Source organism: Streptomyces sp. NPDC088785 (assembly GCF_044750685.1).
Classification (GTDB): Bacteria; Actinomycetota; Actinomycetes; order Streptomycetales; family Streptomycetaceae; genus Streptomyces.
The window spans coordinates 1-13,398 of the sequence record NZ_JBIVKH010000022.1; the positions used below are offsets into that span (position 1 = coordinate 1).

Below are 13,398 nucleotides of genomic sequence, written 5' to 3' on the forward strand. Positions count from 1 at the left end.
CTTCCCGACGAGGTGCGTCAGGATCCGTCGTTCTTCCGGGCGCAGGGCCAGGACGGGTTCCGTGACGGGTGCCGGGTGCCGATCCCGTGGACGCGTGGGGGGTCGTCGTACGGGTTCGGTGAGGGCGGCAGCTGGCTTCCGCAGCCCGACGGTTGGGGGGAGTTGAGTGTGGAGGCGCAGACCGGTCGGGAGGGCTCCACGCTGGAGCTGTACCGGTCGGCGCTGGCGGTGCGCCGTGCCCAGGACGGTCTGGGGGCGGGGGACGGTGTCGTGTGGCGGGAGGATGTGCCGGCGGGGGTGCTGGTCTTCGAGCGGCCGGGTTTCGTGTGCACGGTGAACACCACCGGTGATGCGGTGCGGCTTCCGGCGCCGGGGGCGGTGCTGCTGGCGTCGCGTGCGGTCGAGGTCGCGGACGGCGTGGTCGACCTGCCCGCCGACTGCACCGTCTGGTGGCGGACGGACCGCGCCCGCTGACGGACCGGCTCCGCGCCTTGACCCTGACACCGTGTGAGCCCGTGGAGTAGGAGCCATCATGTTCACCATCGGAGACTTCGCACGCCACGGCCGCGTGTCGGTCCGCATGCTGCGCCACTACGACGCGCTCGGACTGCTGCGCCCGGCCAGGGTCGACCCGGCCACCGGATACCGCCACTAATCCCCATCTAAGGGCGGCCCGAGTCAGTGCAGGAAGCTCCGGGCTGTTCGAACAGCAGGGCCGTCACGCCTGAACCCATCCGGACATGCGGTGTCTTGCGATAGACCGGCGGACGCCCTGCGTGTGGTGGCGGTCTCGTGGGCGCCGGGCGGATGCCTATACCGCCTCCGACCTCGATGTCTCGGTGTAGATCGAGCACCGCTCGGCGCCTTCGTCGCCGCCACCACGTTGTCCCTTTCGAGGGATGTGTTGTGGGGAACGGCCGTCGGCGCTGGACGGACGCTTGACGTCCCTCCAGGCACACGAGGTGTACCGAAAGATCGGCGTCGTCCAGCGTCGACGGACGTCAACACCCATTGCGAGATCACTCGCTGGTGTTGGTGGTGCGAGCCCGCCGCACGGCGACCTCTCATAAGCCCTCGTGTCGAGTCCTGGGAGTAGGGAGCTGCGTGGCCCACATGTGCTCGTGACCAGCACAAACTGCACCATGGGGAGGAACATCTTGATCTACTGCGGCATCGACTGGGCCGAACGCACGCACGACGTGGCCTTGGTCGACGACAGCGGGCAGTTACTGGCAAAGCGGCACATCACCGATGACGCCGCAGGCTACAGAATCCTGCTGGATCAACTCGCCGAATACGGAGACACCGCGCAGAACCCGATCCCAGTGGCGATCGAGACCTCCCGCGGCCTGCTCGTGGCCGTGCTGCGGACCGGCAAGCGGAAGGTCTTCGCCATCAACCCGCCGGCCGCCGCCCGCTATCGCGACCGGCACTCCGTCTCGCGCAAGAAGTCCGACCTCGGGGACGCCCTGGTCCTGGCGAACATCCTGCGCACCGACATGCACGCCCACCGACCACTGCCCGAAGATTCCGACCTCGGTCGTGCGATCGCCGTCCTGACCCGTGCCCAGCAGGACTCGCTCTGGAACCGGCAGCAGCTTGCCAACCAGCTGCGTTCCCTCCTACGGGAGTACTACCCGGCCGCCTTGGCGGCCTTCGAACCTTGGCGCACCGGCTTGTGCCGGCCAGAGGCCCGGGAGCTCCTCAGAGCCGCCCCGACGCCGACCCGCGCGGCGAAGCTGACGCGCACACAGCTGACGGCCGCACTCCGAAGGGCAGGCCGCAAGCGAGGCATGGAGGAGGAGGGCCGCCTCCAGGACGCTTTCCGTACCGACTGGGCCCATCAGCCACCGCTGATCGAGGAGGCGCTGGGCAAGCAGATGCTCGCTCTCCTGGTCCAGTTGGAAACCGCCTGCACCGCCGCCGACGACCTCGCCGAGGCGCTGGAAGAGGCTTTTCCCCAGCACCCGGATGCTGAACTGCTCTTGAGCTTTCGGGGGCTCGGCATCCAGCTCGGCGCTCGGATACTGGCCGAGATTGGCGACGACCGGAAACGGTTCGCCGACGCCCGCGGTCTGAAGGCGTACGCCGGCGCCTCCCCCATCACCCGCGCCTCGGGCAAGAAGTCCAGCATCACCCGCCGACGGATCAAGAAACGACCGCCTCAATCATGCTGGCTACCTCTGGGCCTTCTCCTCGATCACCGCCTCACCCGGCGCCAAAGCCCACTACCGGCACCGCCGCGACCGCGGAGACTGGCACGCCGCTGCCCAGCGCAACCTCTTCAACCGCATGATCGGCCAGCTCTATCACTGCCTCCAACAAGGTCATCGACATGACGAGGCACTGGCCTTCCCAGCTCCGTCCGACGAGGTGGGCACAGCGGCCCCCTGACCAGAGGCCGCATCTCATCGGCAGCGGTCAGGAGCACCCCTAGCGGGGCAGGCGGCCCCATACAGCACGAAACCTCTCCCGCCCTGCCGTGACGCTCGCGTCCCACAGGCCTGAGGCGTCACCGCGCAGCGAAAGAGACTGGAGCCGTTGTTCCTCGGCGAGGAAGCCGGCACCTGCCACGTTCTGGTCGAGCATTCCCATTGCGGTGAGCGCCGCGTGGCCACACGACACCGCGTCGTCAGCGTTTCCCGAGCCGTGGGCCAGGAGGGCATACCGCAGGCAGAGGGCAGCGAAGAAGGCGTAGGTGTCGGCGACATCGGTGATCCCCTCCTCGTTCGGCTGAAGCTCCGGGAACCGCTCCAGCCGGCGCAGGCCCTCGGCGGCGTTGGCGAGCGGCCGGTCGGCATACCAGAGATCGCGTACGGACTCCGCATAGAAGTCCAGGTCCGCTTCCCGCCCCGGCGCGCCCGCCCGCAGGCCCACGAACAGTGGCGCCATACGTTCGGCGCAGGCGGCGGCATACAGGCGGATCACCTCGTAACCCCCGTCACGAAGTGCCTCCGCGACGGCCCCCTCCACCAGCGTCTCCATGCCCCACCCTCATCCCGTTCGAACAGATCGACAGGCTACACAGCGGGCTGAGGACCGCCGCTTGACGAGTGAGGCGCCTGAGGTGTCTACACCGGCTCCCAGCTCGCCCGGCTCAACCGCATCATCGCGCTCAAGGACCTCGGTCTCACCCTCCAGCAGGTCGGGGCCATCCTCGACGAGAGGCCGGTCCATCGAGAGCGAGGGACACATGTCCGCCGAGGACGTCGTCATCAAGAACCTGCCGCGGGTCCGCGTGGCCGAACTCACGGGAGTCGCACCCGACTTCGAGCCGGCCGGCATCAGTGCCGTGATCCAGCCCCTGTACGTCGAACTGTTCCGCCGGCTGGACGCGGCGGGCATCCGGCCGACCGGGCCCGGCATCGCCCGCTACGAGGACGCGCCCGGGGGCGGCATCCTCGTCCACGCGGGCGTCGAAGTGTCCGCCGCGCCCCGCGAGGACGACGGCCTGACCGTCCTCGACCTGCCGCCCGTGGACCGCGCGGCGACGATCGTGCACCGAGGCTCGATGGACACGGTGCTGCCCGCCGTGCAGCACCTCGCCCGCTGGATCGACGACCACGGCCACCGCTCCGCCGGCTACCCCCGCGAGATCAATCTGGAGTGCCCGCCCGACCACGACGCCTGGGTGACCGAACTCCAGGAGCCGCTGCTCTGACGCCCTGTCGCGGCACGCCCGTACGCGCCCGATGATCCATTACGCAAGTGCCTTGCAGTATGGCGTATTTCACCGGGTGGTCACCGGCCGGAATCTGTTGACCTGCGGAAATCCCCGCCCGTAACGTCCACTCCGCAACGACGGAAGTTTCATTTCGTATAGCGGAACGGGAGGGGTCTTCGATGGCCACTGCTGAGCAACGGACCCCACCCCCGGCCACGGAGCCCCTGACCGCAGGCGGTCTCGACATCAGTCCCCGCCTCTACCAGCACGACCTGGCCCCGACCAGGACGCAGGGCCGCAGCTGGGGCGCGTACAACGTCTTCACCCTCTGGGGCAACGACGTGCACAGCCTCGGCAACTACGCCTTCGCCATCGGGCTGTTCGCGCTCGGCATGAGCGTGTGGGACATCCTCATCGCCTTCGCCATCGCCTCGGCGCTGCTGTTCGCCCTGCTCACCCTCTCCGGACGGATGGGCCAGCGTACCGGCGTCCCGTTCCCCGTGATGAGCCGCATCGCCTTCGGCGTGCGCGGCTCGCAACTGCCCGCCCTGGTCCGCGGCGGCGTCGCCATCGCCTGGTTCGGCATCCAGACCTACCTCGCCTCCCAGGTGCTGCGCACCCTCCTGAAGGCCCTCTGGCCCGGCGTGGCCTCCTACGACACCAACTCCTTCCTCGGCCTGTCCACCCTCGGCTGGATCTCCTTCCTGTTCCTGTGGCTGGTGCAGGTCCTCATCGTCAGCTTCGGGATGCAGGTCATCCGCCGCTACATGGCGATCGCCGCACCCACCGTCCTCGTCACGATGCTGGCGCTCGCCGTGTGGATGTTCGCCAAGGCCGACGGGTCGATCGCGCTCAGCGGCGCCACCCACTTCACCGGCGGCGCCCAGTGGCTGCACATCTTCGAGGCCGCCGCGCTGTGGGTCGTCGTCTACGGCACCTTCGTGCTCAACTTCTGCGACTTCACCCGCTCCGCGACCTCCCACCGGGCCATCGTGCGCGGCAACCTCGTCGGCATCCCCGTGAACATGCTGTTCTTCGCGGGGATCGCCGCCGTGCTCAGCGGCGCCCAGTTCCGCCTCGACGGCGAGGTCATCACCAGCCCCACCGACATCGTGCGGACCATCCCCAGCACGGCGCTGCTCGTCCTGGCCTGCCTCGCCCTGCTGATGCTCACCGTCGCGGTGAACCTCCTCGCCAACTTCGTCGCCCCCGTCTACATGCTGGTCAACCTGTTCCCGCAGCGACTCGACTTCCGCCGCGCGGGCCTCGTCAGCGCCGTCGTCGGACTCGTGATCCTGCCGTGGAACCTGTACGACAGCCCCGTCGCCGTCACCTACTTCCTCGGCGGGCTCGGCGCGCTGCTCGGCCCCGTCTTCGGCATCGTCATGGCCGACTACTGGCTGCTGCGCAAGGCCCAGATCAACGTCCCGCACCTGTACACCGAGGACCCGGCCGGCACCTACCACTACCGGCGCGGCGTCAACCCGAAGGCCATCGGCGCCTTCCTCCCGGCCGCCGGATGCGCCGTCGTCGTCGCCCTCGTCCCCTTCTTCTCCGGCGTCTCGGGCTTCTCGTGGTTCATCGGCGCGCTGCTCGCCGCCGCGCTCTACTGGCTCGTGAGCGACCGCACGCAGACCTACGAACACGTCGACGGCGAGCCGATCGCCGTCGCCGCCGAGTGACCGCCTTCCCGGCGCCTTCCAGGAGAACCCGCATGCGCATCCTCGTAGTCAACGTCAACACCACCGCATCGATGACGAAGAGCATCGCCCGGCAGGCCGAGGCCGTCGCCGCGCCGGGCACCGAGATCGTCCCGCTCACCCCGGACTTCGGCGCCGAGTCCTGCGAGGGCAACTACGAGAGCTATCTCGCCGCCGTCGCCGTCATGGAGAAGGTGCGCGCCCACCGCGAGCCGTACGACGCCGTCATCCAGGCCGGATACGGCGAGCACGGCCGCGAGGGGCTCCAGGAGCTGCTCGACGTGCCCGTCGTCGACATCACCGAGGCCGCCGCGAGCACCGCCCAGTTCCTCGGCCGCACGTACTCCGTCGTCACCACCCTCGACCGGGCCGTGCCGCTCATCGAGGACCGGCTCAAGCTCGCCGGGCTCACCGACCGGCTCGCCTCCGTGCGCGCCAGCGGCCTGCCCGTGCTCGCCCTGGAGGCCGACCCGGACGCCGCCGTCGCCGCCATCGTCGAACAGGCCGCCGCCGCCGTCGAGTCGGACCGCGCCGAGGTCGTCTGCCTGGGCTGCGGCGGCATGGCGGGGCTGGCCGAACAGGTCGTCGCCCGCACCGGCGTCCCCGTCGTCGACGGCGTGACCGCCGCCGTCACCATCGCGGAGTCCCTGGTCCGCCTCGGCCTCACCACGTCGAAGGTCCGCACCTACGCCCCGCCCCGCCCCAAGCGGATCCGCAACTGGCCGCCCCGCACGGACTGACACCCGGCCCGCCCCGGGCGGCCCCGGCGCGCCGTCCTCAGGCGGGCGCCGAGCGGTGCGGGGCGTCGCTGCGGCCCAGCAGCTCGGCCAGGCCCTGCCGGGTCGCGGCGAGGACCACGCGGTCCTGCGGGCGCAGCACGTGCCCCGGGTGCAGGTTCCACACCAGACCGGTGGGGCGGGGCGCGCTCGCGTCGTCCTCCGGGCCCGCGGACAGGTCGGGCCTGCGCTCCGCCGGCTCCGTCGCGTCCAGCGCGACGATCCGCCAGTGCCCGGGACGGAACGACTCGGCGATCGTCCTCCCCGCCAACTGCGGATGCTCCGCCACCTCCAGCGCCGCGAAGAGCAGCACACTGCGCTCGACGGGAATGGCCCCCAGGATCTGACGCCCCATCATGGCCCCGGCGAAGGCGGGCGCGGCGAGCGTGGACACGCTGCGGCTGCGGGTCAGCGCACGCGGGTGCGCGGCGCGCAGCGTGCGGTAGACGGCGGCGGCGAACGCGTCGTCGTACAGCCGCAGCACCACCCGCAGATCGGGCTTGAGCGCGCGGGCCGACAGCGCCGCCTCCAGATTGGTGGTGTCGACGCTGGTCAGCGCGAGCAGCCCGGCCGCGCGATGGATCTTCGCGGCCTCCAGCACCCCGTCCGACGCCGCGTCACCGATCACCGTCGGCACCCGCATGCTGCGCGCCAGCGGAATCCCGCGCGCCTCCGGGTCCGCCTCCACGCACACCACGGGGATGCCGAGTTCGCCCAGCCGGGACAGCACCCGGGTGCCGACCTTGCCCAGGCCGAGCAGCACGATGTGCCCCGACAGGCCGCGGGGCGGCCGGCGCAGCGCCGCCGACGTGCGGAACGTGCCGAGCGCCTCCAGCACGGCGGCGAGCAGCACCGGCAGCAGCAGCAACCCGGCCAGCCCGGTGAGGAGTTGCAGGACCTTGCGGGCGGTCGGCTCGCCGATGGCCGGGTCGTCGATGGCGAACAGGTCGAGCAGGGTGAGGTATCCGGCGTGCAGCGGATGCATGTCACCGGTGGCCCAGGTGGCGATCGCCAGGCCGAGCACGCTCGCCGTCAGACCGAACAGCGACCAGCGCAGCCGCCGGGAGAAGAACGAGCCGAACGGCACCCCGCCGCGCGTGCCGGACGACCGGCTCCGCGGGGCCCGGTCGGCGGGCGTGATCGTGTCCAGGACGACGGTGCCGCGCCCGGTCGCCGCGGCCACGGTGGCGTCGTCGGGCAGCAGCCGCGGACCGTCGCGTCCGTCGTCGGCGTCCGAACCCTCCGACCCTGCCGGGTCGTTGGTCGTCGCCGACAGCAGGGCGAGCGTGGCGAGCCCCGGATCGGGCACCCGGCCCGGCCCCGGCGGGGTGCGCTCGACCGCGCGCAGCAGCAGCCCGTCGGCCTGGACGATCTTGCTGGTGCCCGCGACGGCGGTGGCCGCGAGCGCCGGCGCGGCCGTGTCGGCGTCGGACAGCACCGTGGTCGAGTTGTCCAGGCGCTCCGGATCGAGTCCGGGGGTGGACAGCGCCGCGGCCTGGTCGAGCAGATCGGCCAGGTGCCGGCCCAGGCTGCGGTTGTAGAGCCGGATCACCAGCCGCACCCGCGGATTGAGGCGACGGGCGACCAGCGCGGCCCGGATGTTGATCTCGTCGTCGTCGTGCACCAGGGCGAGCGCCCGCGCCTCGGCCACCCCCGCCTCGGCGAAGGCCTGTTCGTCGAGCACGGCTGCCTGCTGCACGCGCGGCGGCGCCGCCGGTCCGTCCGGGTCGGGCGTCCGGCCGAGCACCGACTGCATCCGGGCCAGCAGCGCGGCGGCCCGGGCCCGGGCCGCCGGGGCGACCCGCCCGCCCCCGTCGCCCGGGACGCCGGGGACGACCACGGTGACCTGCTCTCCGTACAGGGCGCGCAGTTCGGCGGCCAGCCGCTCGGCCAGCGCGTCCCCACCGCACACGATCATGTGCCCGCGCATCGGCGGGACCGGAGGGGTCCGCGCGCTCTGTGCGCCGGGTGGGGGCGAAGGAGGCTGGTGGGGCACCGTGTTCATGGACCCAGTCAACCCGCTGGAGGGGCCCGGCGGCTACGGCCGCGTGGCGGCGCGGGGGCCGCACGGTCCCGCCTCTTCCCTGTCCAGGCCCGATCGGTCGCGATCATCTGCCATGACGATGATCCGGACCGCCGCCGACCAGGTCGCCGCCGCCCTGCCCGGCCGCCCCCCCCGGCCGGGGGTTCGCCCTCGACGGCCTCGACGGCCTCGACGGCCTCGACGGCCTCGACGGCCTCGACGGCCTCGACGGCCTCGACGGCCTCGACGGCCTCGACGGCCTCGACGGTCCGCCGGGCTCCGGCGAGTCGACGCTCGCCGCCGCCCGCGCGGACCGCTGCGCCGCCGTCGTCGTCGTCCACGGCGACGACTTCCGCCGGTCGACGGACCAGGCGGAAGCGTGCCGTGCTCAGCCCCGCGGAGGGGCTACGGCCGGGAGAGCGGCGCACCGGCCGCGGGCGGGACGCACGCCGTTGCCCGTTCGGGCACCGTCGTGGTCGGGGGCGTCCACACGGCCCGTCCCGGACTCGCCGGTCAGCAGACGCTGTCGGTCGGCTTCGGGTTGCCGAGGCCGAACAGCGGGCGCAGCCGCAGCCCGGCCCAGGTGCCGACGAGGGCGATGCCGCCCCAGAGCCAGCCGTGGAGGGAGCCGGACGCGATCCCGGCCAGGTAGGCGCCGATGTTGCAGCCGCCCGCCAGCCGGGCGCCGATGCCCATGAGGACACCGCCGACGACCGCGGCGAGCGCCGTGCGGGCGGGGATGCCGCGGTGCAGCTGCCACACGCCGCCGGCCGCCGCGGCGACGGCGGCACCCACCATGATGCCGATGTCGGTGAGGCTGTTCTTGTCGGCGAGCACCGGCCCGGCCAACTGCGCCGAGCTGCCCGGCTGCCGCCAGAACGCCCAGGTCTCCGGGGACGCGCCGAAGACCCCGGCCAGCTTCGAACCCCACAGCGCGAACGCGCTCGTGATGCCCCAGGCGCCGCCGGACACCAGCAGCACCCCGGCGCCGAGCACGGCGAGCACCAGGGCGCCCGCGGCGAGCGGCCACGAACCGCGCACCGTGCGGGCGAGCGCGCCGCGCGCGGACGGCGGCGTGCCGACCGGCGGCGGATTGCGGCGGGCCTGCACGGCGCGCGCGACGTACCAGACCGCCGCCAGCGCCGCGATCGTCAGCGCCCACGAGCCGAACCAGCCGACGTGGTCGGACAGCACGTACGGATCGAGGGCGGGCAGCCCGCTCCAGAGCCCGAACTGCCAGGCGGCCAGCGTCGAGCCGGTGATGAAGCCGAAGAGGGTGAGCACGATCGTGCTCTGCCCCGAACCGACGGCGAACAGCGTGCCGGAGGCGCAGGCGCCGCCCAGCTGCATGCCGACCGCGAAGAGGAACGCGCCGATCAGCAGGCCCACGCCGATCGGCCCGGCACTGGGCGCGGGCACCGAGCCGAACAGTCCGCTGCCGGTGCCGATGATCAGCGCGAAGAGGGTCGCGGTGGTGCCGAGGAGGAGGGTGTGGGCGCGCAGCCCCGTGCCGTTGCCGACGGCGACCAGCTGCCGCCAGGCGGACGTGAAGCCGAACCGGGAGTGGAACAGGGCGAAGCCGAGCCCGGTGCCGAGCAGCAGCAGGACGCCCGGCCTGGCGCCGTGGCGGGCGAAGACGTACACGAGGAGGGCGGCGCCGACGACACCGGCCACGGCGAGCGGCACCCGCCGCACCGGCGGGGCGGTCTCGGCGTCCGGCGCCGGGGCGGAGGTGGGAGCGGGGGAGAGCAGGCCGGCGCGGGGCGGCGCCCCGGCCGCGGGGGCGGTGGTCAAGGGGGACTCCGGGGAGGGCAGGAGGAGAGGTCGGACCGCGGAAGAGGGGCCGCACGCCGGGCGCGCGGCGGGGCGTCAGCGGCGACAGAGCGCGTCGTCGACGCTCCACGGCGTCGCCGCGAAGAGCGCGAGGGCCAGCTGACGGGCGGGTCCGAACATGTGCGCCACTCTAAGGACCGAAACGGAAGCTGAGAGTCCCGTCTCATATGGCGGAAGGGGCGGCCCGGTCCGCGGGACGCCCCCTCCTCTCGCCGCGCCCCGGATCAGGCGGTCGCGCGCCGGTCCCTGCGCTGCTTGACGTACCCGGCCAGGGCCAGCGCGCCGACCAGGACCGCGGAGACGTACAGCTGGTCGCGGCCGCCCGCGGTGGTGGCCATCGCGACGAACACCCCGACGATCGCCAGCAGGGCGACCCAGGTCAGGTACGGGAAGCCCCACATGGGCACGGTCAGCAGCTCGGGCGACTCGCGCTCCAGGCGGCGCCGCATCCGCAGCTGGGTGAGGCAGATGAAGACCCAGCCGACGAGGACGGCGACACCGGTGGTGTTCATCAGCCAGGTGAAGACCGTGTCCGGCCACCAGATGCCGGCGAACACCGCGAAGAAGCCGAAGGCGCAGGAGACGAGGACGGCGGCCATCGGGACGCCGCGGGTCACCCTGCCGACGAAGCGCGGGCCGAGGCCCCGGCTCACCAGGGAGTACGCCATGCGGGACGACCCGTAGATGTTGGCGTTCATCGCCGACAGCAGCGCGACCAGGATGACGACCTGCATGATCGTGCCCGCGGCCGGGATCCCGAGCCGGTCCAGGACGGTGACGTACGGGCCGTCGGAGGCGACGGCGGGCTCGTCCCACGGGACCAGGACGACGACCAGCGCCATGGAGCCGACGTAGAAGAGGGCGATGCGCCAGACGGCGGTGCGCACGGCGCGGGCCACGTTCTCGCGGGGCTTGTCGGACTCGGCGGCGGCGATGGTGACGGTCTCCAGACCGCCGTACGCGAACACGGCCGTCAGCAGCCCGGCGATCAGCCCGGTGGTGCCGGTGGGGAAGAAGCCGCCGTCACCGGTGAGGTGCGCGGTGCCGGGGGGGTCGCCGAAGACGCCGCAGATGCCGAGCACCCCGAGCACCAGGAAGGCGCAGATCGCGGTGACCTTGAGCGCGGAGAAGACGAACTCGAACTCGCCGAAGTTGCGCACGGCGAGCAGGTTGCTCGCGCAGAAGAACGCCATGAAGACGGCGACCCAGCCGTACGCGGGCAGGAACGGCACCCAGCCGTGCATGATCTGCCCGGCCGCGGTGGCCTCCGCCGCGACGCCGCAGCACAGCATCGTCCAGTACGTCCAGCCGGAGGTGGCCCCGGCCCAGGTGCCCAGCTCCTTCTCCGCGTGCACGGAGAAGGAGCCGGTGGCCGGGCGGGCCGCCGACATCTCGCCGAGCATCCGCATGATCAGCATGACCACCGCGCCCGCCGCGGCGAACAGCAGGACGACGGCGGGACCCGCGGCGGCGATGCCCGCGCCGGAGCCCACGAAGAGCCCGGCGCCGATCACGCCGCCGAGGGCGATCATGGAGAGGTGGCGCTGCTTGAGGCCGTGCGACAGCCCGGTGTCCGCTCCCGGGTCGGGAGCCTCCGTGACGTCCGGGCGCCGGTCGGCGACGGAGGTGGGGGTGCTGGTCAAGGTGGTACCTGTTCTGCGCTTGCCGGGGCCGCACGGTCCGCGGGCGCGGTCCGCGGCGCAGCCCGAGGCGGGTCGGCTGGTCCGTGATGTGAGACGAGGTCGGCCCAGTATGCGGGCACTGTCCGATGATCGAAACACAGTGTTCGTTATTCGGACAGGCCGCTCACGGGCTGTGCCGACGCGACCCCGGTGATCACCGACGACCTCGGAGGGCCCTGCTACCCGCGCCCCCCTCGGCTCATGCCCCGGCGGGCGGCGCGGCGGCCTCCAGCATCTCGACGGAGCCCGACATGACGGTCCGCACGTGTGCGGTCAGGTGCTCCAGCGGCCAGTCCCACCAGGCGACCGCGAGCAGCCGGGCGATCTCGTCCGGGGTGAAACGGGTGCGGATCAGCCGGGCCGGGTTGCCGCCCACGATGCCGTAGTCCGGCACGTCGGAGGTGACGACGGAGCCCGCCCCGATGATCGCCCCGTGCCCGATCCGGACGCCGGGCATGACCGTCGAGCCGTATCCGAACCAGACGTCGTTGCCGACCACCGTGTCGCCCCGGTCGGGCAGCCCGGTCAGCAGGTCCGCGTGGTCGGCCCAGGAGCCGCCCAGCGTGGGGAACGGGAAGGTCGAGGGCCCGTCCATGCGGTGGTTGGCCCCGTTCATCAGGAACCGCACCCCGGTGCCGAGCGCGCAGAACTTGCCGATGACCAGCTTCTCGGGGCCGTAGTGGTAGAGCACGTTGCGCCGCTCGAACGCGGTCGCGTCGTCCGGGTCGTCGTAGTACGAGAACGCGCCGACCTCGATCAGCGGCGAGGTGACGAGCGGCTTGAGCTGCACCACGCGGGGCTGGCCCGGCATCGGGTGCAGCACGGTCGGATCGGCGGGGATGAGGGGCATGCGGTGGCGGGTTCCTCTCGGCGGGCGCGACGCGGTGTCCACGTTATCGCTACAGGTGATGCATTAAGATCGTGCCAGGTGCGCGACCGTGAGGCAACGCGCTTTCCAGGAACCGCTCCGGAGCATCCCGGGGCAGAGGGGACCTCCACCTCCATGACGGACCACGAGACGCGGCCGGCGGCGCGCCGGCCGGGCGGGCGCACCGCCCGCGTGCGCGCCCAGGTGCTCGACGCGGTCCGCGCCGAACTCGCCGAGCGCGGCTACGACCACCTCACCGTGGAGGGCGTCGCGGCCCGGGCCGGGGTGCACCGCACCACGGTCCACCGCCGCTGGCAGGGCATCGGCGGGCTGCTCGCCGACGTGCTGGACGCGGCCGGCGAGGACGACTGGGCGGCCCCCGACACCGGCTCCCTGCACGGCGACCTGACCGCCCTGAACCAGGAGATCCAGGACGCGCTGACGGTGCGCCCCTCGCTCATGGAGGCACTCGTCGCCGCCTCCTTCCGCTCCGCCGCCGCGGCCCGCGCCCAGCGGCGGCTGTGGGAGGACCGGTACGCGCGCTGCGCGGACGTCGTCGAGCGCGCGGTGCGCCGCGGCGAACTCCCCCCGGACACGGACGCCAGGCGGCTCGTGGTCGCCGCGACCGCGCCCGTCTACCACGAGCTGCTGCTCCTGCGCTCCGACCCCGACCCGGACCTGCCCGCACGCGCGGCTGCCGGGGCCGTGGCCGCCGCGCGCGGCGGGGTCTTCGCGCGGCCGCGCGGCGCGGCGGACGCGGGGGAGCCGGACCCGTCGGCCGCACGCTCCGCGAGGCCGTGCGGCGGGCTGGCACCCGGCCCGGCGTCCCGGTAGGACAGGGCCATGGGCGAC

General features: G+C 72.8%; 9 protein-coding genes and 4 pseudogenes. 7 read left to right on the top strand and 6 right to left on the bottom strand.

Features of this window, described 5'->3' with window-relative positions; translation table 11 throughout:
- From ACIP5K_RS34470 to ACIP5K_RS34480, 3 pseudogenes are all read left to right on the top strand, one after another.
- A pseudogene (locus tag ACIP5K_RS34470) lies at positions 1–474 on the top strand (alpha-glucosidase); the annotation flags it as partial.
- A 58-nt stretch (positions 475–532) separates the two neighbouring features.
- Positions 533–652: pseudogene (locus tag ACIP5K_RS34475) on the top strand (MerR family DNA-binding transcriptional regulator); the annotation flags it as partial.
- 490 nt (positions 653–1,142) lie between these two features.
- Positions 1,143–2,394: pseudogene (locus tag ACIP5K_RS34480) on the top strand (IS110 family transposase).
- A gap of 39 nt (positions 2,395–2,433) precedes the next feature.
- Here ACIP5K_RS34480 and ACIP5K_RS34485 read toward each other — a convergent pair.
- A complete protein-coding gene (locus tag ACIP5K_RS34485; protein WP_401416197.1) occupies positions 2,434–2,985 on the bottom strand; it encodes a hypothetical protein in 552 nt (183 codons plus the stop codon).
- Positions 2,986–3,072: 87 nt separating this feature from the next.
- Here ACIP5K_RS34485 and ACIP5K_RS34490 point away from each other — a divergent pair.
- The 3 genes and pseudogenes from ACIP5K_RS34490 to ACIP5K_RS34500 all read left to right on the top strand — a co-directional run.
- Positions 3,073–3,661 (top strand): annotated as a pseudogene (locus ACIP5K_RS34490) (GyrI-like domain-containing protein); the annotation flags it as partial.
- A 182-nt stretch (positions 3,662–3,843) separates the two neighbouring features.
- Positions 3,844–5,346 carry an NCS1 family nucleobase:cation symporter-1 gene (locus ACIP5K_RS34495; protein ID WP_401416199.1) on the top strand — a complete coding sequence of 501 codons (1,503 nt, stop codon included), beginning with the start codon at positions 3,844–3,846 and terminating at the stop codon, positions 5,344–5,346.
- Positions 5,347–5,378: 32 nt separating this feature from the next.
- The gene (locus ACIP5K_RS34500; RefSeq protein WP_401416200.1) at positions 5,379–6,104 is read left to right on the top strand and encodes an aspartate/glutamate racemase family protein; all 726 of its coding nucleotides are present in this window, start codon (positions 5,379–5,381) and stop codon (positions 6,102–6,104) included.
- 37 nt (positions 6,105–6,141) lie between these two features.
- On the opposite strand, the gene ACIP5K_RS34505 is transcribed toward ACIP5K_RS34500, so the two are convergent.
- From ACIP5K_RS34505 to ACIP5K_RS34525, 5 genes are all read right to left on the bottom strand, one after another.
- Entirely contained in the window at positions 6,142–8,070 is a 1,929-nt protein-coding gene (locus tag ACIP5K_RS34505) for an NAD-binding protein (RefSeq protein ID WP_401416202.1), read from the bottom strand.
- 83 nt (positions 8,071–8,153) lie between these two features.
- Positions 8,154–8,504 carry a hypothetical protein gene (locus ACIP5K_RS34510; RefSeq protein ID WP_401416204.1) on the bottom strand — a complete coding sequence of 117 codons (351 nt, stop codon included), beginning with the start codon at positions 8,502–8,504 and terminating at the stop codon, positions 8,154–8,156.
- A gap of 172 nt (positions 8,505–8,676) precedes the next feature.
- Positions 8,677–9,957, bottom strand: coding sequence for a YeeE/YedE family protein (locus ACIP5K_RS34515; protein ID WP_401416206.1), 1,281 nt, complete (start codon positions 9,955–9,957; stop codon positions 8,677–8,679).
- A gap of 263 nt (positions 9,958–10,220) precedes the next feature.
- The gene (locus tag ACIP5K_RS34520) at positions 10,221–11,639 is read right to left on the bottom strand and encodes an amino acid permease (RefSeq protein WP_401416208.1); all 1,419 of its coding nucleotides are present in this window, start codon (positions 11,637–11,639) and stop codon (positions 10,221–10,223) included.
- Between the two features lie 238 nt (positions 11,640–11,877).
- Positions 11,878–12,528: a CatB-related O-acetyltransferase gene (locus ACIP5K_RS34525; RefSeq protein ID WP_401416210.1), complete on the bottom strand. Its 651-nt coding sequence runs from the start codon at positions 12,526–12,528 to the stop codon at positions 11,878–11,880.
- A 153-nt stretch (positions 12,529–12,681) separates the two neighbouring features.
- Between ACIP5K_RS34525 and ACIP5K_RS34530 the strand changes: the two genes are divergently transcribed.
- Positions 12,682–13,380 carry a TetR/AcrR family transcriptional regulator gene (locus ACIP5K_RS34530; RefSeq protein WP_401416212.1) on the top strand — a complete coding sequence of 233 codons (699 nt, stop codon included), beginning with the start codon at positions 12,682–12,684 and terminating at the stop codon, positions 13,378–13,380.
- Positions 13,381–13,398: the final 18 nt, after the last annotated feature.